At 63.3% G+C, this 17,765-nt stretch carries 17 protein-coding genes; 11 read left to right on the plus strand and 6 right to left on the minus strand.

Annotated elements, in window-relative coordinates:
- Positions 1 to 6 precede the first annotated feature (6 nt).
- The 6 genes from HDE77_RS00885 (at position 7) to fabV (ending at position 4,644) form a co-directional block, all read left to right on the plus strand.
- Positions 7 to 528 (plus strand): CYTH domain-containing protein, encoded by a 522-nt coding sequence (locus HDE77_RS00885; protein ID WP_184415224.1) that lies wholly within the window; start codon positions 7 to 9, stop codon positions 526 to 528.
- Complete coding sequence (gene nagZ / locus HDE77_RS00890; protein WP_184415226.1) at positions 522 to 1,538, plus strand: beta-N-acetylhexosaminidase; 1,017 nt, start codon at positions 522 to 524, stop codon at positions 1,536 to 1,538. Before HDE77_RS00885 ends, nagZ begins: the two co-directional genes overlap by 7 nt.
- Positions 1,535 to 2,089, plus strand: a complete 555-nt coding sequence (locus HDE77_RS00895) for a hypoxanthine-guanine phosphoribosyltransferase (protein WP_184415228.1) — start codon at positions 1,535 to 1,537, stop codon at positions 2,087 to 2,089. The genes nagZ and HDE77_RS00895 overlap by 4 nt, the downstream gene beginning before the upstream one ends.
- A 9-nt stretch (positions 2,090 to 2,098) precedes the next feature.
- A complete protein-coding gene (locus tag HDE77_RS00900; protein ID WP_184415230.1) occupies positions 2,099 to 2,845 on the plus strand; it encodes an S-methyl-5'-thioinosine phosphorylase in 747 nt (248 codons plus the stop codon).
- A gap of 156 nt (positions 2,846 to 3,001) precedes the next feature.
- A complete protein-coding gene (locus HDE77_RS00905; protein WP_184415232.1) occupies positions 3,002 to 3,208 on the plus strand; it encodes a cold-shock protein in 207 nt (68 codons plus the stop codon).
- Positions 3,209 to 3,438: 230 nt separating this feature from the next.
- Positions 3,439 to 4,644, plus strand: coding sequence for an enoyl-ACP reductase FabV (fabV, locus tag HDE77_RS00910; protein WP_184415234.1), 1,206 nt, complete (start codon positions 3,439 to 3,441; stop codon positions 4,642 to 4,644).
- A gap of 52 nt (positions 4,645 to 4,696) precedes the next feature.
- On the opposite strand, the gene HDE77_RS00915 is transcribed toward fabV, so the two are convergent.
- On the minus strand, positions 4,697 to 6,469 hold the full coding sequence (locus tag HDE77_RS00915) for an ABC transporter transmembrane domain-containing protein (RefSeq protein ID WP_184415236.1): 1,773 nt from the start codon (positions 6,467 to 6,469) through the stop codon (positions 4,697 to 4,699).
- 112 nt (positions 6,470 to 6,581) lie between these two features.
- Positions 6,582 to 7,178, minus strand: coding sequence for a YigZ family protein (locus HDE77_RS00920; protein ID WP_184415238.1), 597 nt, complete (start codon positions 7,176 to 7,178; stop codon positions 6,582 to 6,584).
- Between the two features lie 98 nt (positions 7,179 to 7,276).
- Between HDE77_RS00920 and HDE77_RS00925 the strand changes: the two genes are divergently transcribed.
- Positions 7,277 to 7,750, plus strand: coding sequence for a DUF1456 family protein (locus HDE77_RS00925; RefSeq protein ID WP_184415240.1), 474 nt, complete (start codon positions 7,277 to 7,279; stop codon positions 7,748 to 7,750).
- A 76-nt stretch (positions 7,751 to 7,826) separates the two neighbouring features.
- Here HDE77_RS00925 and ggt read toward each other — a convergent pair whose 3' ends face one another.
- Entirely contained in the window at positions 7,827 to 9,719 is a 1,893-nt protein-coding gene (gene ggt, locus HDE77_RS00930) for a gamma-glutamyltransferase (protein WP_255482465.1), read from the minus strand.
- 265 nt (positions 9,720 to 9,984) lie between these two features.
- Here ggt and HDE77_RS00935 point away from each other — a divergent pair, with 265 nt between their 5' ends.
- Entirely contained in the window at positions 9,985 to 10,746 is a 762-nt protein-coding gene (locus HDE77_RS00935; protein ID WP_184415242.1) for a YdcF family protein, read from the plus strand.
- A gap of 98 nt (positions 10,747 to 10,844) precedes the next feature.
- A complete protein-coding gene (locus HDE77_RS00940) occupies positions 10,845 to 11,615 on the plus strand; it encodes a slipin family protein (RefSeq protein ID WP_184415244.1) in 771 nt (256 codons plus the stop codon).
- A 46-nt stretch (positions 11,616 to 11,661) separates the two neighbouring features.
- Here the strand turns inward: HDE77_RS00940 and xseA are convergent, their stop codons facing one another.
- A complete protein-coding gene (gene xseA / locus HDE77_RS00945; RefSeq protein WP_184415246.1) occupies positions 11,662 to 13,008 on the minus strand; it encodes an exodeoxyribonuclease VII large subunit in 1,347 nt (448 codons plus the stop codon).
- Positions 13,009 to 13,150: 142 nt separating this feature from the next.
- On the opposite strand from xseA, the gene HDE77_RS00950 reads away from it, so the two are divergent.
- Positions 13,151 to 15,088, plus strand: a complete 1,938-nt coding sequence (locus HDE77_RS00950; RefSeq protein WP_255482466.1) for an acetyl-CoA hydrolase/transferase C-terminal domain-containing protein — start codon at positions 13,151 to 13,153, stop codon at positions 15,086 to 15,088.
- Between the two features lie 87 nt (positions 15,089 to 15,175).
- Positions 15,176 to 16,444: a flavodoxin-dependent (E)-4-hydroxy-3-methylbut-2-enyl-diphosphate synthase gene (gene ispG, locus HDE77_RS00955; RefSeq protein ID WP_184415249.1), complete on the plus strand. Its 1,269-nt coding sequence runs from the start codon at positions 15,176 to 15,178 to the stop codon at positions 16,442 to 16,444.
- A gap of 257 nt (positions 16,445 to 16,701) precedes the next feature.
- Here ispG and HDE77_RS00960 read toward each other — a convergent pair whose 3' ends face one another.
- Positions 16,702 to 17,355: a ZTL protein gene (locus tag HDE77_RS00960; protein ID WP_184415252.1), complete on the minus strand. Its 654-nt coding sequence runs from the start codon at positions 17,353 to 17,355 to the stop codon at positions 16,702 to 16,704.
- On the minus strand, positions 17,355 to 17,714 hold the full coding sequence (locus tag HDE77_RS00965; RefSeq protein WP_184415254.1) for a type II toxin-antitoxin system Phd/YefM family antitoxin: 360 nt from the start codon (positions 17,712 to 17,714) through the stop codon (positions 17,355 to 17,357). Before HDE77_RS00965 ends, HDE77_RS00960 begins: the two co-directional genes overlap by 1 nt.
- Positions 17,715 to 17,765: the final 51 nt, after the last annotated feature.

Consider the following 17,765-nt stretch of genomic DNA (forward strand, 5'->3'; position numbering starts at 1 on the left):
ATAAACATGGGCATCGAGATCGAACGAAAATTTCTGGTGTGCGACGACAGCTGGCGCGGCGCCGTCGAGCACAGCGAGCAGATCGCCCAGGGCTACCTGATCGGTGCACAGGCACTGCGCGATGGCAGCGCACGAGCGTCGGTGCGCGCGCGCCTGGCCGGTGAGCAGGCGTGGTTGAATATCAAGGCAGCCCGGCTCGGCGTCGAGCGGGCCGAGTTCGAATACGCCATACCGGTATCCGATGCCAGAACCTTGCTGGATACTTTGTGCGATGGCGTGCTGGAAAAGGTTCGCCATCATGTCCGTGTCGATGGCGTGCTGTTCGAGGTCGATGAGTTTCTCGGCGACAACAGCGGCCTGATCGTTGCCGAAGTCGAACTGCCAGCCGTTGACGCAGCGTTTCCAAGACCGTCATGGCTGGGACACGAAGTGAGCGCATTGCTGCGTTACTACAACGTCAACCTGATCGACCACCCGTACCGGCAATGGTCGCTGGCCGAACGCACTGCCGAGGATGCCGCATGCTGATGATCGGCGTAGCCGGGCTGCAACTGGCCGAACACGAACAGCGTTGGCTCACCGCACCGGGAGTGGCCGGCGTGCTGCTGTTTTCGCGCAACTACCAGTCGCGCGAGCAGCTGATCGCATTGTGCGAATCGATCCGCGAGGTTGGTGGCGATGAGCTGCTCATTGCGGTCGATCAGGAAGGCGGTCCGGTGCAGCGTTTTCGCGAGGGCTTCACCCGTCTGCCGGCGCTGGCGGCGATCGGCGCCGTCTACGACCGTGATCCCGATGAGGCCGTGCGACTGGCGGAAGAACATGCCTGGGTGATGGCCAGCGAGCTGCGCGCCAGCGGTGTCGATTTCAGTTTTGCGCCGGTAGTGGATCTGGCCCGCGGCAATGCGGCGATCGGCCTGCGTGCATTCCATGCCGACCCTGCAGTGACTGCCGAGCTGGCACAGGCGTACGTGCGCGGCATGCATCTTGGCGGCATGGCGGCGGTGCTCAAGCACTTTCCCGGGCATGGTTCGGTCGCCGCCGACACGCACAAGGCGCAGGCGATCGATCCACGCAACATGGACGAAATCCGTCGCGATGACCTGCTGCCGTTCGCCGAATGCATCGAGGCGCGCGTCGAGGCGATCATGATGGCGCACGTGATCTACCCGGAGGTGGATAGTCATCCGGCCGGCTATTCGGAACGCTGGATCAAACAGATCCTTCGCGGCGAGTTGGGTTTCGCCGGCGCCGTGATCAGCGACGACATCAGCATGGCCGCGGCGGGCGCGGCCGGCAGTGTCGGCGAACGTGTGCAAGCTCATCTGGAGGCCGGCTGCGATCTGGTGCTGGCCTGTTTTCCCGAGGTGGTGGACGAAGCGATCGCCGCCATGCAGAACAACACGACATCGTTACCGCCGCAGCTTGCAGCCTTGCGCGGCGCGCTCGGCGCCAGCTGGGCAGGCCTCACCGACAACCCTCAGCGCGATCGCTTCGTCGCTCGCGTCACGGCGTTGAATACGAACCAGGAATCGGCATGAATACTCCGACACCTTCGCTTGCCGATGCATTGGCAAATGCCGACTTGCTGCATGAGCGCGGCACACTGGACACCGTGATCGCCGACATGGGGCGACGGATCGATGCGGCGCTGGACGGCGAGCGCGCGGTGTTTCTCACCGTGATGAATGGCGCGCTGATCTTTGCCGGCCAGCTGGCGCTGGCGATCCGCACCGATCTTGAATTCGACTACGTGCATGCGACGCGCTATCGCGGCAGCACCTCGGGCAGCGAACTGCACTGGCTGCGCGAGCCAGCGGTGTCGCTGGTCGATCGGGTGGTGTTGCTGGTCGACGATATTCTCGACGAGGGCCACACGCTGAAGGCCGTGCGCGATGACTGCTACCAGCGTGGTGCGCGGCGCGTACTGATCGCCAGTCTATGTACCAAGCGCCACGATCGCCTGGCCGAGGGCATCGCATCGGACTTCAATGGTGTCGAGCTGCCGGATCGTTACGTGTTTGGTTTCGGCATGGATTACCACGAGCAGGGCCGCAACCTGCCGGGCATTTACGCGCTGCGCGACAACTGAGGAATCAGCATGAGCACGATGGATCTGGCAGTGATCGGCGGCAGCGGCCTGTACAACTTCCCGGGGCTGGAAAACGCCACCCGGCATGCCGTTGATACGCCGTACGGTGCCGCCTCGGGCGAGGTGGTGATGGGTGACTTCGCCGGCAAACGTATCGCTTTTCTGGCACGCCATGGCGAGAGCCACACACTGCCGCCGCATCGGGTCAACTACCGCGCGAACCTGTGGGCGCTGCACAGCCTCGGTGCGCGCAGGGTGATCGGCGTCAATGCGGTCGGCGGCATCCGCAGTGACATGGGGCCGCGGGTGATCGTGGTGCCGGATCAGCTGATCGACTACACCCACGGCCGCTACACCAGCTACTGCGACGTCGAGGGTGCCGAGGTCAAGCACATTGATTTCAGCGAGCCGTACACCGGGTCGCTGCGACAGCAGTTGCTGGCGGCGGCAGGCAAGGCCGACGTCGCGGTGATCGATGGCGGTTGCTACGGAGCCACCCAGGGGCCACGGCTGGAAACCCGCGCCGAGATCGCCCGCATGAAGCGCGACGGCTGCGACCTGGTCGGCATGACCGGTATGCCGGAAGCGGCGCTGGCGCGCGAGCTCGCACTGGAATACGCCTGCCTGGCACTGGTCGCGAATTTCGCGGCCGGCTGCGGCGACGAAGCGGAGATCAGCATCGAGGAGATCTTTGCGCATCTCGCGGCAGCCACGACTGAGGTGCCACGCATCCTCGCGGCGATGTTGAAAAGCTGAGCGAAGGGAACGGCTTCGGGCGGTCGGCGTGTCGTTGGATATTGCGCTGGCCCTGAACATGTTGGTACTTTTCCTCCGCCGGGACGGCGAACCAGGGGGGGTAAATGGTTCAGCGATTGACTCGGCGCATCCATTCCATGTCCAGGGGTTTACGCAATGCGTTTCGGTACGGTCAAATGGTTCAACGATGCCAAGGGTTTCGGTTTCATCGCGCCTGAGGATGGGGGGGACGACGTATTCGTCCATTTTTCGGCCATCAACACCAAGGGCTTTCGCAGCCTGCAGGAAGGCCAGCGGGTACAGTTCGAAGTCACTCAGGGGCCGAAAGGCGCCCAGGCTTCGGGCGTCGAAGTGGCCGCCTGATCAACCTCACATCGGTCGTGATGTGAATCAGAAACCCCGCTCCTGTGCGGGGTTTCTTTTTGGCGGACGGGACACGCCCATGCCGATCGAGGCTTCACCCATGAGTGGCCTGGGGCTGGATAGCCGATCGGGAAGGTGATCTTTTCAGCCCTCAATCGATCCCTACGGCGGCGCATGTCGGCTTGCTTGGTTAAGATGGCGGATTGTGAAAGGCCAGCAGGAGCCGTCGAGTGATCATCAAGCCCAAAGTGCGTGGATTCATCTGTATCACGGCCCATCCGGTCGGTTGCGAGCAGAACGTGCTCGACCAGATCAAGGTCACCCAGGCCGTCAGCCATCAGGGCACCGGTCCCAAGCGTGTGCTGGTGATCGGCGCATCCACCGGCTATGGCTTGGCGTCGCGCATCACGGCAGCGTTCGGCTATGGCGCGGCGACGCTGGGCGTGTTCTTCGAGAAGCCCAGCAGCGAAGCCAAGACCGGCACCGCCGGCTGGTACAACTCCGCCGCCTTCGACCAGCTTGCCAAAGAGGCGGGTCTGTACAGCAAGTCGATCAACGGCGACGCGTTCTCGCATGAAACCCGCGCCCGCGCGATCGAATTGATCCAGCAGGAGATGGGCGGCCCGATCGACCTGGTGGTCTATTCGCTGGCATCGCCCGTGCGCAAGTTGCCGGATACCGGTGAGGTCGTCCGCTCCGCGCTGAAGACCGTCGGCGAGACGTTTACGGCGACCTCGGTCGACACCAACCGCGATGCCGTCGTGCAGGTTTCGGTAGAGCCGGCGACCGAGCAGGAGATCAAGGACACCGTCACCGTCATGGGCGGTGACGACTGGGCGCTGTGGATCGAGGCACTGAGCAAGGCCGGCGTACTGGCTGAGCATGCCAAGACCGTCGCCTTCAGTTACGTGGGCACGGAAATCACCTGGCCGATCTACTGGCATGGCACGCTGGGTCAGGCCAAGCAGCACCTGGACAACACCGCGCGCGAGCTGCGTACGCGCTATGCCGCGCAGGGACTGGACGCCTACGTGGGCGTGATGAAGTCAGTCGTCACCCAGGCCAGCGCCGCCATTCCGGTGATTCCGCTGTATGTGGCGATGGTGTTCCGCATCATGAAGGAGAAGGGACTGCACGAAGGCACCATCGAGCAGCTCAATCGTCTGTTCCATGATTTCCTTTATCGTGCGGACGGCGCGGCTCCGTTGCTCGACGAGGAAGGGCGCCTGCGTCTGGATGACTGGGAGTTGCGCGACGACGTGCAGCAGGCCTGCAAAGAGCTGTGGCCGACGGTGACGACCGAGAATCTATGGGAGATCACCGACTACGCCGGATACAAGCAGGAGTTCCTGCGCCTGTTCGGTTTCGCGCGGCAGGACGTGGACTACGAAGAAGAAGCAGAGTCGGATCGCCGCTTCGATTGCATCGAGCTCTGATACCGTCGTGACGTGATCAGCGCCGCACTGACGCAGTGCGGCGCTGATCAGTTCAAGCCACGAATTGCAGACGCGCCAGCTCGGCGTACAAGCCGCCTTCGGCGAGGAGGCTTTCGTGGGTGCCTTGCGCCACGATTCGGCCGTCCTCCATCACCACGATGCGATCGGCGCGTTGCACGGTGGCGAGGCGATGGGCGATCACCAGCGTGGTGCGGCCCTTCTCCAATCGTTCCAGTGCCTGCTGGATGGCTGCTTCGGATTGCGCATCCAGCGCCGAGGTGGCCTCGTCCAGCAACAGCAGTGGCGCATCGCGCAGGATGGCGCGTGCGATCGCGATGCGCTGGCGCTGGCCGCCGGATAGCCGCACGCCACGCTCGCCCAGTTCGGCGCCATAGCCATCACCCAGTGCGCTGATGAACTCATGCGCTTCGGCGGCGCGCGCCGCGTCGCGTACTTCCTCGTCACTTGCCTCTTGGCGCCCGAAGCGGATGTTGTCCGCTGCCGTGCCAGCGAAGATGATGGTTTCCTGTGGCACCAGCGCAATTGTCCCGCGCAGGTCGTGCAAGGTGAGCGCGCGCAGGTCGATGCCGTCGATGCTGATTCGACCGCTCTGCGGATCGTAGAAACGCAGCAGCAACGAAAACACCGTGCTCTTGCCGGCGCCGGACGGACCGACCAGGGCCACGGTTTCGCCCGGCCGGATGTCCAGCGTGAAGTTGTGCAGCGCCGCCGTATCGGGCCGCGTCGGGTAGTGGAACGTCACGTCATCAAAACGCAGCGTGCCATGCACAGGTGCCGGCAGAGGTGTTGGCTGTGCCGGCTCGATGATCTCGGCCCGCTCGCCCAGTAGTTCGCCGATGCGCTCCATCGCGCCAGCTGCGCGTAGCACATCGCCCCACACTTCGGATAAACCTGCCACCGAGCCGGCCGCAAAGATCGCGTACAGCACGAACTGGCCCAGCACGCCGGGGTCCAGCGTGCCGGCGAGCACGTGGCGAGCGCCAGCCCACAGCACCAACGTAATCGCGCCGAACACCAGCACGATCACCGCCATGGTCAGCAACGAGCGCACCCCGATGCGGCGGCGTGCCGTGGCCAGTGCGCGCATGATCGCGCTGCCATAGCGTGTGCTCTCGATATCTTCGCGGGCGTATGCCTTCACCGCGGTCGACGCATTCAAGGTCTCGTTTGCGATGGCGGCTGCGTCGGCCAGGCGGTCCTGGCTGGCGCGCGAAAGTTTCTGCACGCGTCGACCGAAGACCAGGATCGGCAGCATCACGGCTGGAATCACCAGCGCGGTCAGTCCGGCCAAAGATGGTGCAGTCCAGACCATCGCCACGGCCGCGCCCAGTAGCATTACCGCACTGCGCAGTGCTACCGAGACGCCGGAGCTGATCAGCACTTGCACCACTTCAGTATCGGCACTCAGACGCGAGAGCAGTTCGCCGACGCGACTGCGCTCGAAGAAGCCCACGTCCAGCCGGATCACGTGCGCATAAAGCGTCGTGCGCAATGAAGCCAGTGCCCGCTCGCTCAACAACGTGATGCAGAAGTAGCGCGCCGCCGTGGCAAACGCGAGCACCAGCGCCACGCCAAACATGCCGGCGAAGGTACGGTTGATCACCTCAAGACTGGAATGCCCGAAGCCCTGGTCGATGATGTGGCGAAACGCCATCGGCAGCACCAGCGAAGCACCAGACGACAACGCGAGAAACACCAGCCAGCCGATGGCCAGCGCGCGGTGCGGTTTCAAGAACGGCCAAAGATGGCGCAATGCGCCGACGCGGCGGGCAGGGGGGGAGCTGTCGGGGATGGGTTGGCTCATGAGCTCTCGCAGGATCGATCGGAGGTGCCGGACACACGTTGAGCGCAGGCGTTGCCATTGAAGGTGGGGCGCATGGTCGCCGATTCAATCCATACCGAACCCGTTGCGCCCGTCAGTCCAGGCGTTTTGCCCGGCTGCGTCCACGACTGAGGTCGACGATGTGTGCCTGCGCCTCGGTCACCCAGCTTTCCGGCAGGCGAAGCTCCAGTTCAACGCCATCAGTGACGAAGACCTCGCTTGCCACTTCGGCGTGCCAGTCCTTCAATCGCGCCTTCAACAAGGCCAGCACGGCGAATTCGCAGTGCACGGCAAGGCGGGCCATTGCCACGATCGGCAGGCGTTCCGCGCGACGCAGGCATTCGGCGGCAGTGCCGCCATAGGCGCGAACCAGTCCGCCGGCACCGAGCTTGATGCCGCCATACCAGCGCGTCACCATCGCCACCACATGATCCATGCCCTGGCCTTCAATGGCCTGCAGGATCGGTCGGCCGGCGGTGCCGCCAGGTTCGCCGTCGTCGTTGAACCGGTAATCCTGGCCGATCCTGTAGGCCCAGCAATTGTGGGTGGCGGCTGGATCGCTCACCTCGCGCACGAACGCCAGCGCCTGTTCGCCCGAATCCACTGGTGCGGCCAGTGCCAGGAAACGGCTCTTCTTGATCTCTTCCTGATGCCGGCACGGTTGGGCCAGTGTGTATAGCGTCTCGCTCATGATTCGCGCAGTTTCGCATGTCACTCCCGCCGACGCGTTCAACACTTGACGCACGCGGTAGCATGGAGCCCTCACGCGCGCCTCCCCGGAACAAGCCAATGATCAACAACGACGTACTGCGCAGCATCCGCTACATGCTCGACCTAAGCGACACCAAGGTGGTCGAGATCACCAAGCTGGCGGACGCGAACTTCCCGATCGAGAAGGCCGATGTACTGGCGTTTCTGAAGAAGGACGAGGAAGAGGGCTATCAGGAATGCAGCAACCAGGTGCTCGCACACTTCCTCGATGGCCTGGTGTTCTATCGCCGCGGACGCGACGAGAGCCTGCCGCCGCGTCCGGTGGAAAAGCGTGTCACCAACAATGTCGTGTTGAAGAAACTGCGTGTCGCGTTCGAGCTGAAGGACGTGGACATGCATCAGATCCTCGCTGACGCCGGCTTCCCGATCTCCAAGCCGGAGCTGAGCGCGCTGTTCCGCCAGCCCGGCCACAAGAATTTCCGCCTCTGCGGCGATCAGCTGTTGCGCAACTTTCTCAAGGGGCTGACGTTACGGGTGCGTGGCAACGGCTGAGCTCCCCGCGTAGAGCGACCCCACCCCAGCCCTCCCCTGCGAGCAGGGGAGGGAGCAAAGCAGACGAACAGAGAGCCTAGTACCCAACCACCTCGCCATCCTTGCGCATCTCGGTGGCGCCCCAGTACACGTGCTGCGTGGCATCGAACATGATCGCCTCGTAACCACCGAAGTTGCCGGTGCCGGGCACGATCTTGTAGCCACGCTTCGCCAGTTCGGCTTTCACCTGCGGGTCGAAGCCCGATTCCATTTCGACCGTACCTAGCCCCTGCGAGGGTTCACCGGTGGGCTCGGCGTTGCCGTAATGGCGCCAGCGCGCGGCATCGCCGGCGTCCTGCACGTTCATGCCGTAGTCGATCATGTTGGTCAGCACCTGGATGTGCCCCTGCGGTTGCATGTCGCCGCCCATCAGGCCGAACGACATGTAGGGCGCGCCGTTCTTCAACACAAAGCCGGGAATGATGGTGTGGAACGGGCGCTTGCCTGGTGCATACGCGTTCGCGGCTTTCGCATCCAGCGAATACAGCTCACCGCGATCCTGGAACATGAAGCCCAGGTGGTCGGCGACCAGGCCTGAGCCCATGCCGCGATAGTTGGACTGGATGATCGAAACCATCATGCCGTCCTTGTCGGCGGTGGTGAAGTAAGTGGTATCACCGTTGAACAGCTTCGGATCACCGGGGCCGATGTCGGCACGCGGATGGGCCAGGTCGATCAACTTGCGGCGCTGGTCGGCATAGCCTTCGGAGAGAAGGCCCTTCATCGGGATGTCGACGAAGCGCGGGTCGGCGTAATACTTGGCAAGATCTTCGTAGGCGAGTCGCTTGGCTTCGAGCATCGCGGTGATCGCATCACTGCTGCCGACGCCCATCTTCTTCAGGTCGATGCCCTTGAGTATTTGCAGCATTTCGAGCGCGGCGAAACCCTGGCCATTCGGCGGCAGTTCGTAGACGTCGTAGCCGTGATAATTCACCGATTGCGGCGTGACCCATTCACCGTGATAGTCCGCGAAATCCTGATAGCGAAGATCGCCGCCGATGCGCTTGAAATACGCATCGATGGTATGCGCGATCGCACCCTTGTAGAACGCGTCGCGTCCACCCTGGGCGATTTGGGTCAGCGTGTTGGCCAGATCGGGATTGCGAAACACCTCGCCTTCAGCCGGCGCATGTCCATCGATCAGATACGTAGAACGCGCGTTCGCGCTCTCCTCGATCAGGGCGTGGCTCTTGTCGAACGCCGCCATGTTGCCTTTCCAGTATTTGGCAACCAGCTGGGTGACCGGGTAACCGTTCTTTGCATAGGCGATGGCCGGTGCCAGATCGTCAGCGATTGGCAGCTTGCCGAACTTGTCGTGCAGCGCAAACCAGGTGTCGACGGTGCCGGGTACCGTGATCGGCAACGAACCCACCGAAGGAATGTGGTCTTTGGCCGGCAGGCCAGCCTTCCTGTAAGCGGCGGCCACCTCGGCGCGCATTTTCTCGAGGTCGCGCCCCTTCGCCGAAGGGCCGGAGCCGTTGTAGCCATAAAGTTGTTTGGTCTTCGGATCCCACACGATCACGAAGCAGTCGCCACCGATGCCGTTCAACACCGGCTCCATCAGGCCAAGCGCTGCATTCGCCGCGATGGCCGCATCCACCGCACTGCCACCCTTCTTGAGGATATCGACGGCGATCTGCGAGGCGAGCGGCTGTTCGGTCGCGGCCATGCCGTGCTGCGCGAGCACGGGCGAGCGCGAAGCCCAGGTCTGCCCCGAGTAGCGGTCGCCGCGTCCGATGTCGTCGGCGCTGGCGCCCATCGCCGCCGCCAGTCCGGTGAAGGCGAGAACGGTGCCGATGCAGATGCGCGAAAACGCGCCGGCTTTTCCGCCAGGCCCGCGAGCAGGTGCCCCCGGCTTACCGGAGCGAACGATGTTGTCCAGATTGCCTGGTTTGATGCTGCCGCGACTGCCAGAGGAGGTTCTTGCCATGTGAGTTCTCTTGCGACGGAGGGAGGGTCAAGGCCGTGTCGATGATGCGCAAGCAGGCATGGATCTCTCCAGCCAATCACGCGATACCCGTATCGAGCGGAGCCGAACATATACGCCAGCGTGTGGGCGCACGCCAGTGTTGTTCTGCAGGGGGTAACCTCGCCAAGCACGATGCCGAGGCGACCTGCTCAGGTCATGAAGTGGGTTCGCAACATGGCCCAGCGACCTGCGTTACGCTGCGCTACCACTAGGGGATTCCATCGCCATGACGTGCATCGTGTTTGCGGTCCTGTTGCTTCTGGCGTTTGCAGCAAACTGGCGCAGGCGGCGCGGACTGGCTCGCAGTCTTGCAGGCCTCACCATCGTGCTGTTCTTTGCGGTGGGTAGCGGGCCGCTGCCGCGATGGTTGCTGCGTCATCTGCAACAACCCTATGTGGCGACGGCACCCGGCGACTGGGTGGCACACAACGCGATCGTGCTGCTAACCGCAGGAAGCGTGCCGGTGGCCGGGAGCTACGTGCTGGAGCCGCAATGGGTCGGCTATGGCCGGATCGTCCAGGCGGCCGCGTTATACCGGCAATGCAAGTCCACCGGGCAGGACTGCAAGCTGCTGGTGAGCGGTGGCCGGTCGCAGCACTACCGTGAGGCGGAGTCTCTGGTCTACGGTCGTGTGCTGAGCAGGCTCGGTGTGGATGCCGCCGATCTGATGCTGGAACAGCAAAGCATGAATACCTGGCAGAACGCACAGTTCAGCCAGCCGTTGCTGAAGGCGTTGGGTGCGCAACATATCGTGCTGGTGACCTCGGGCACGCACTTGCCTCGCGCCAGCTTGTACTTCGCGCATTTCGGCATCGCGGCGATTCCGGTGCGCGCCGATTACGTGGCGGCCCAGATGACATGGCTGCCGCAGACGTACAACTTCGCCGTGACCGATATCGCGATGCACGAATACCTCGGCATGGCTCTCTACCATCTGTATAACGCGATGGGCTGGAACGTCACGGCAACGCAGCCCGGAGCGCCATAAGCTCTCACGGTAGCTACGCAGAGACATTGGACCGGTCGCCATCCCTGCGCACACCGTACACTGGGCCGGCTCGGCCCGATCTTTCAACGGAGATTTTCATGCCCGTGTTCTTTATTGTTGTCCTGCTGTTGCTGTTTCTCATTTCTGGTTTGCGGGTACTCCAGCAGTACCAGCGAGGGCTGGTGTTTCGGCTCGGACGCTACCATTCCACCCGCTCGCCGGGCCTCACGTGGATCATTCCCGGTATCGAGCGCATGCAGATCATCGATGTGCGCGTTGTTACCCAGGACATCGAGCCACAGGAAACCATGACCAACGACAACGTGCCGATCAAGGTGCGTGCGGTGGTCTGGTACAAGGTGATCAACCCGGAGCGCGCGATCATCGAGGTGGCGAACTTCGAGGATGCGGTGCGCCAAACCGCGCTTACCAGCCTGCGCAGCGTGATGGGTCAGCATTCGCTCGACGAGCTGCTGAAGGAACAGGAAAAGCTGTCCAGCATGCTGGGTGAAATCATCGACAAAGTCACCGAGCCCTGGGGCGTGGAAGTCGATCGCGTGCAGATCAAGGATGTGGAAATCCCGCAGTCCATGCAGCGCGCGATGGCGCAGGAAGCCGAGGCTCACCGTGAGAAACGCGCCCGCATCATCAAGGCGGAAGCCGAGCACGATGCCGCGTTGAAGCTCACCGAGGCGGCCGCCAAGATGGCTCACATGCCGATGGCGATGGAGCTGCGGCGCATGCAGATGTTGACCGAGGTGGGCGCGGAACAGAACACGATGACCATCGTGATGATGCCGTCGGAGTTCGTCAGTGCAGCCAGTGCGTTGGTACGACTCGCCGACAAAGCTACTGGAGACGTTGGCTGACCGATCGGGAGGTACGTGATTGGCGACCCATCTCAGGTGGCGCCAATCACTCGCCAAGTACTCGCAGTTTGAGCTCGCCGTCGGCCAGACGTGCCTTCACCGTGTCGCCATCGGAGACGTTTGCGGAAGAACGCACGACCTGTCCCGCATCGTCGAACAGGATCGCGTAACCGCGCTCCAGCGTGGCCAGTGGACTCACAGAATGAAGAGCGTGGCCGGCATGCCGCAGGGCAGTCTGCTGTCGCTCCAGGGTGTAGGCGATGGCGCGGCGCAGGCGCTGATCCTGCTCGGCCAGGCGGCGGGCGAGTAGCGGCAGTCGTGCACGTGGATGCAGCGCCAGCAGACGGGCATGCAGCCGTTCGAGTCGAGTGTGCCGACGCTGGCTTTGTTCGCGCAGGACGGCACTCAAGCGCCGCTGCAGATGCAGCAGTCTTTCGTGATCACGCGCCAGCCGAGCCTGCGGCCGTTGTGCCTGCAATCGTGCGAACAGGTGATCGACGCGTTGCGCGTGTGCCTGCAACTTGCGTTGTTGAAGGGTGAGCAGGCGTTGCTGTAACTGCTGGAGATGGCGGCTTATCGCTGCGGCATCGGGTACCAGCAATTCGGCGGCGGCTGATGGCGTGGGCGCGCGCAGATCGGCAACGAAATCGGCAATGCTGAAATCGATCTCGTGCCCGACGGCGCTGACCACAGGCACCGCGCTGGCATGGATCGCTCGCGCAACTTTTTCGTCGTTGAACGCCCACAGATCTTCCAGCGAACCGCCGCCACGAGTCAGCAGCAGCACATCGTAGCGCTGGCTGGCTGAGGCCTTGCTCAGCATGGCGACAATCGCCGCCGGTGCTTCGCGACCCTGCACCGGCACCGGCAGCACCTCGACATCAGCCAGTGGCCAGCGACGTGCCATGACGCTCAGCACATCGCGTACTGCTGCGCCGGTGGCCGAGGTGATCACGCCGATGCGCCGTGCGTAACGGGGCAGGGGACGCTTGCGTGCTTGCGCGAACAGGCCTTCGGCATCGAGTCGTGCCTTGAGCTGTTCGAACTCGCGTTGCAACGCACCTTCGCCAGCGGGTTCCATGGATTCGGCGACCAGTTGAAATTCGCCGCGCGGTTCGTACAGCCCGACCTTGGCGCGCACCAGCACCTGCATGCCGTCGACAGGTCGGAATCGCAACGTCGCCGCTTTCATCTTGAACATCGCGCAACGTACCTGCGCGCCGCTGTCCTTCAGGGTGAAATACAGGTGCCCGGAAGCCGGCTTCGCTACGTTCGACAGTTCGCCTTCGATCCACACCAGCGGAAACACATCGCCCAGCAAATCACGCACCAGCCGGTTGAGCGAGCTGGGGGTCAGGATGTGGCGCTGGCTGGTATCGTCGGACTCAAGCATGGGAGGGCGAGCCTAACATGGCCGACCTCACTGAGTCGTGTGGAAACATCCGCTTGCGGGAGGTTGTGCAGAGAGTGCATCAACCATGCACGCCAGGTACCGATTGACACTGCGAGGCCATGCTTCTGGCATGATCTGGCGCATGCCGATCGAGCATCGTCACACCGACACCGAGGCCTGCGCGCAGCACATTGCTGGCTGGCTGGGGCCTGATCTGCGCATCGCCGCGCCACTGGGACTGGGCAAGCCGCACGAGCTGCTCAACGCGCTTTATCAGCTCACGCTGAAGGACACGACACGGTCGCTACGCTTGTACACCGCGCTATCGCTGGCGCGGCCACAACCGAAGCCAGGGCTGGAGGCGCGTTTTCTCGAGCCGTTCCTGCAGCGGCATTTCGGCGCCGACTACATCGACCCGCAATACGCATTGGATCAGGCACGCGACGCGCTGCCATCGAATGTCGAAGTGCATGAGTTTTATCTGGAATCGGGTTCGATGCTGCATTCGGGCAGTGCCCAGCGCAACTACATCAGCCAGAACTACACCCATGTTGCGCGCGATCTGGTGATGCAGGACATCAATCTGCTGGTGCAGTTGGTGGCGCGGCGCGAGGGGCCCAACGGTGTGCATTACAGCCTGTCGTGCAACCCGGATCTGACGCTCGATTTTCTCAAACAGATGCATGTCGCCGGCAAGCAACGGCCGGTGTGCGTGGCGGTGGTGCATCCCGACCTGCCGTATTTGGGCGGTGCGGCCGAGGTGCCCGAAGACTATTTTGACCTGGAGTTGCGCCCGGCCACGTCCCCTCGATTGTTCGCGCTGCCACGGTTACCGGTCGATCTGGCCGAATACTCGCTGGGGCTGCATGCCAGTGCGCTGGTGAAGGACGGCGGATGCCTGGAGATCGGTATTGGCGCGCTGTCCGATGCGTTGGTCAAGGCGCTGCTGTTGCGTCAGCAGGACAACACCCTGTGGCGGAGTGCGCTGGCGGCGCTGGATCTCAGCGCCAGCACCCATACGCTGGCTGCATGGCTGGGCGGTCTCGCTCCATTCAAAGTGGGCCTGTACGGCGCCAGCGAAATGGTGATGGACGGCTTCATGCATCTACAGCGGGCAGATGTGCTGAGACGTCGAAGCTGGGACAACCTCGCGCTGGAACGCGCTTCCGCGGCTGGCCGTCTGGCTGACGATGTGCCGGGCGGCCACTATCTGCGCGGAGCTTTTTTCCTGGGCACGCGTGAACTGTACGAATGGTTGCAGGCCGCCGAAGCGAGCGATCCGGGCGCCATCGCTATGGGTCCGGTTTCCAACGTCAACCAGCTGTATGGCGATCATCAGGCACTGGCGATGCTGCAGCGTCGCGATGCGCGTTTCTTCAACACCTGCATGATGGCAACCCTGCTCGGTGCGGCGGTCTCCGATGGGTTGCAGGATGGTGAAGTAGTAAGCGGCGTCGGCGGCCAGTACAACTTCGTGGCGATGGCACACGAACTGCCCGGCGGCCGCTCGGTGCTCTTGCTGCGTTCGACCCGGAAAGTCCACGGCGGCATTGAAAGCAATATTCGCTGGAACTACGGACACACTACGATTCCACGTCATCTGCGCGATGTATTCGTCACCGAATACGGTGTTGCCGACCTGCGCGGCAAGAGTGATAACGAATGCATCGAGGCGATGCTGTCGATCTGTGACGCGCGCTTTCTGGATGCCCTTTGCGCCGAAGCAAAATCGCATCGCAAGCTGGCCGCGGACTTCGTCATACCCGAGGCATGGCGGCACCATCGTCCGGAACATCTACACGAGGCGTTGGCACCGCTGCGCCAGAAAGGGCTGTTACCGCCGTTTCCGTTCGGCAGCGATTTCACCGAAGTCGAGCAACGCCTGCTGCCGGCGCTGAACTGGCTGCAAGCATCGAGCAGCCACTGGCGCGGCAAACTCGGGCTGCTGCGTGCCCTTTGCCGGCCGGGGGCGGTGGCGGGAGGTGAGGGCGAGGCACTGGCGCGGATGGGTCTTACCACGCCCGTAACCATGGCTGACCGTCTGCAACGCCGATTGCTCCAGGCGGGACTGCGACGCTGAAGTTGTAACCGTGCTTCGGCTATCCTTGCGGCTTCGCCGCCCCGTCATCGCGGCAGTACGATCCGGTCCAGCATTTTCATGAACGCAATGTCTTCTTCGTCCCCCCGTCCAGCCAAGGCAGTTGTCGCTGAAACGGGTTTGCGCCGCCCCAGCGTGGCCGTGCAGATCGGCAAGATCATGGTCGGTGGCGGCGCGCCGATCGTGGTGCAGTCGATGACCAATACCGATACCGAAGATCCGGCCAGCACCGCGAAGCAGATCGCCGAGCTGGCCCGCGCCGGCTCCGAACTGGTGCGCATCACGGTGAACACGCCGGCCGCTGCCGCTGCAGTTCCGCGCATCGCCGAGCGGCTGGCGATGATGGGTGTGGACGTGCCGATCATCGGCGACTTCCACTACAACGGCCATCAATTGCTCGAGCACGAACCAGCCTGCGCCGAAGCGCTGGCGAAGTACCGAATCAATCCGGGCAATGTCGGTTTCGGCAAGAAAAAAGACAGCCAGTTCGGCGCGATCATCGAGATGGCGCTGCGCTACGGCAAACCGGTGCGCATCGGTGCGAACTGGGGCTCGCTCGACCAGAGCATGGTTGCCACCTTGATGGACGAGAACCACAGCCGCGCCGAACCTTGGGATGCCTCGCATGTGGCGCGCGAGGCATTGATCCGCTCGGCGCTGGACTCTGCTGCACGTGCCGAGGAAATGGGCCTCGCGCGCGACCGCATCATCCTGTCGTGCAAGGTGTCCGGCGTGCAGGAATTGATTGCCGTCTATCGCGACCTCGCCGCACGCTGCGACTACGCACTGCATCTGGGTCTGACCGAAGCCGGCATGGGCTCCAAAGGCATCACCGCATCCAGCGCCGCGCTGGCGGTATTGCTGCAGGAAGGCATCGGCGACACCATCCGCATCTCGCTCACACCCGAGCCAGGCGCTTCGCGCACCGGTGAAGTGATCGTGGCGCAGGAGCTGCTGCAGACCATGGGCCTGCGTTCGTTCACGCCGCTGGTTACTGCGTGTCCGGGCTGTGGACGCACCACCAGCGAGTTCTTCCAGGAGCTGGCCAAGACCGTGCAGGAACACGTGCGCGAACAGATGCCGCTATGGCGCATCAAGTACGACGGCGTGGAGAACCTTACGCTCGCCGTGATGGGTTGCATCGTCAACGGCCCGGGTGAATCCAAGCACGCGAACATCGGCATCTCGTTGCCTGGCAATGGTGAGACGCCTGCAGCGCCGGTGTTCATTGACGGTGAGAAGGCGATGACCTTGCGTGGCGACAATATCGCGAACGAATTCGTGGGCATTCTGGACGACTACGTCGCGCGCAAATATGCGGTGCGCGACGCGTCTTGATCGGGATGCTTTAAGGCACCAGCCGTACCACTTCTCCCAAAGCTTGCAGAGTTTCTTTGCTCCTTCCCCTGCTTGCAGGGGGAGGTCGGGAGGGGGGGAAGCTTTTGAACTTCGCGGCGAAGAGCGACCCCACCCCAGCCCTCCCCTGCAAGCAGGGGAGGGAGCACAGCGGCAGAGCAAAGCGGCAGAGCAAAGCGGCAGGGCACAGCAGCTTCGGGGGTGAATTGCTTACAGCGTGCGAATCGCGAGCTAGTCCACTAGGTCATTGCGGGCTGGGCGGTGCATGACTGATACGCGCAGGCCACGATGGGCTGGGCCCACGCCGGGGTTGCGGCGATCGCCGCCGGGCTCACGGGAAACGTCACGTCGCTCCGGGCGAGTTCCAGCACAAGGTGAGGGCACGGCGTCAGGCCGTTCGTCGGATCAGCCTCGACACTGTTGTCATAGACACGCAAAGCCGTCACCCGCGGAATCAGACGCACCAGATTCTGCCGACTAGCCTGGTAGCGCTGCCGAATTTTCTCTTCGGGAATGTCGTGGCCACCCTTGCTCACCCGAGCCCGCACGCGGGCCAGATGGCGCTCGGGACTATCCAGTCCGCAATACCACACGAACAGCTCCAGACCGGCGTCGGTTGCCTCCAGCAGCAGCGCGGTCACGGTCTGTCCCCCGAGCGTGGTCTCGAACGCATAGTCGGTCTTTGTACCGATGGCCAAACGCAGACGGCGCACGCTTTCCTGCCACGCCAGAGCATTGCCTTCGCCAGGTTCCAGCCCGGGATTCGTGGTCAGGATGCGTCGCGTCTCTTCATCGGGGTTGAAGTAGACACCTCCCGCCTCGCGCAAGCGTGCTCCCGCGATGCTGCTCTTGCCCGCGCCGTTGGTGCCGGCCAATACGGTGATGCGTGGCATCAAGGCTTGTCTTGATGGGTCGCCCGCAAGGCTGCCGCGCCCAACTGCTCCGGTGTGGAACTGAACAGCGCATCGACGCCAGCGGCGGCCTCTGGGGCCTGCATTGAATCCACCAGGCGATCGAACCCGGCCTGCAGCGAGGCCAGTGGATCGGGGGCGGCCTGTACCAGGCGCTCGTACTCGGCCATCGACAGCATGATCGCGGCTGGCCGCGCATTGCGCGTGATCACTACCGGTTTCCCGGCACGTGCCACGCGTTCGATCAGCTGGGCGAACCGGTTCTTGGCATCGGTGCTGGGCAGCGTTTCAACGCGGGCGGTCTGGCCGTGCACGGTTGGCAGCAGCATGGTCGTGGTCATGGCGTCTTCACCGGGCGACACGCATAGGCGCGTCATTGGAATCACGATACA

The sequence above is a fragment of the Rhodanobacter sp. MP7CTX1 genome, assembly GCF_014205795.1.
Classification (GTDB): domain Bacteria; phylum Pseudomonadota; class Gammaproteobacteria; order Xanthomonadales; family Rhodanobacteraceae; genus Rhodanobacter.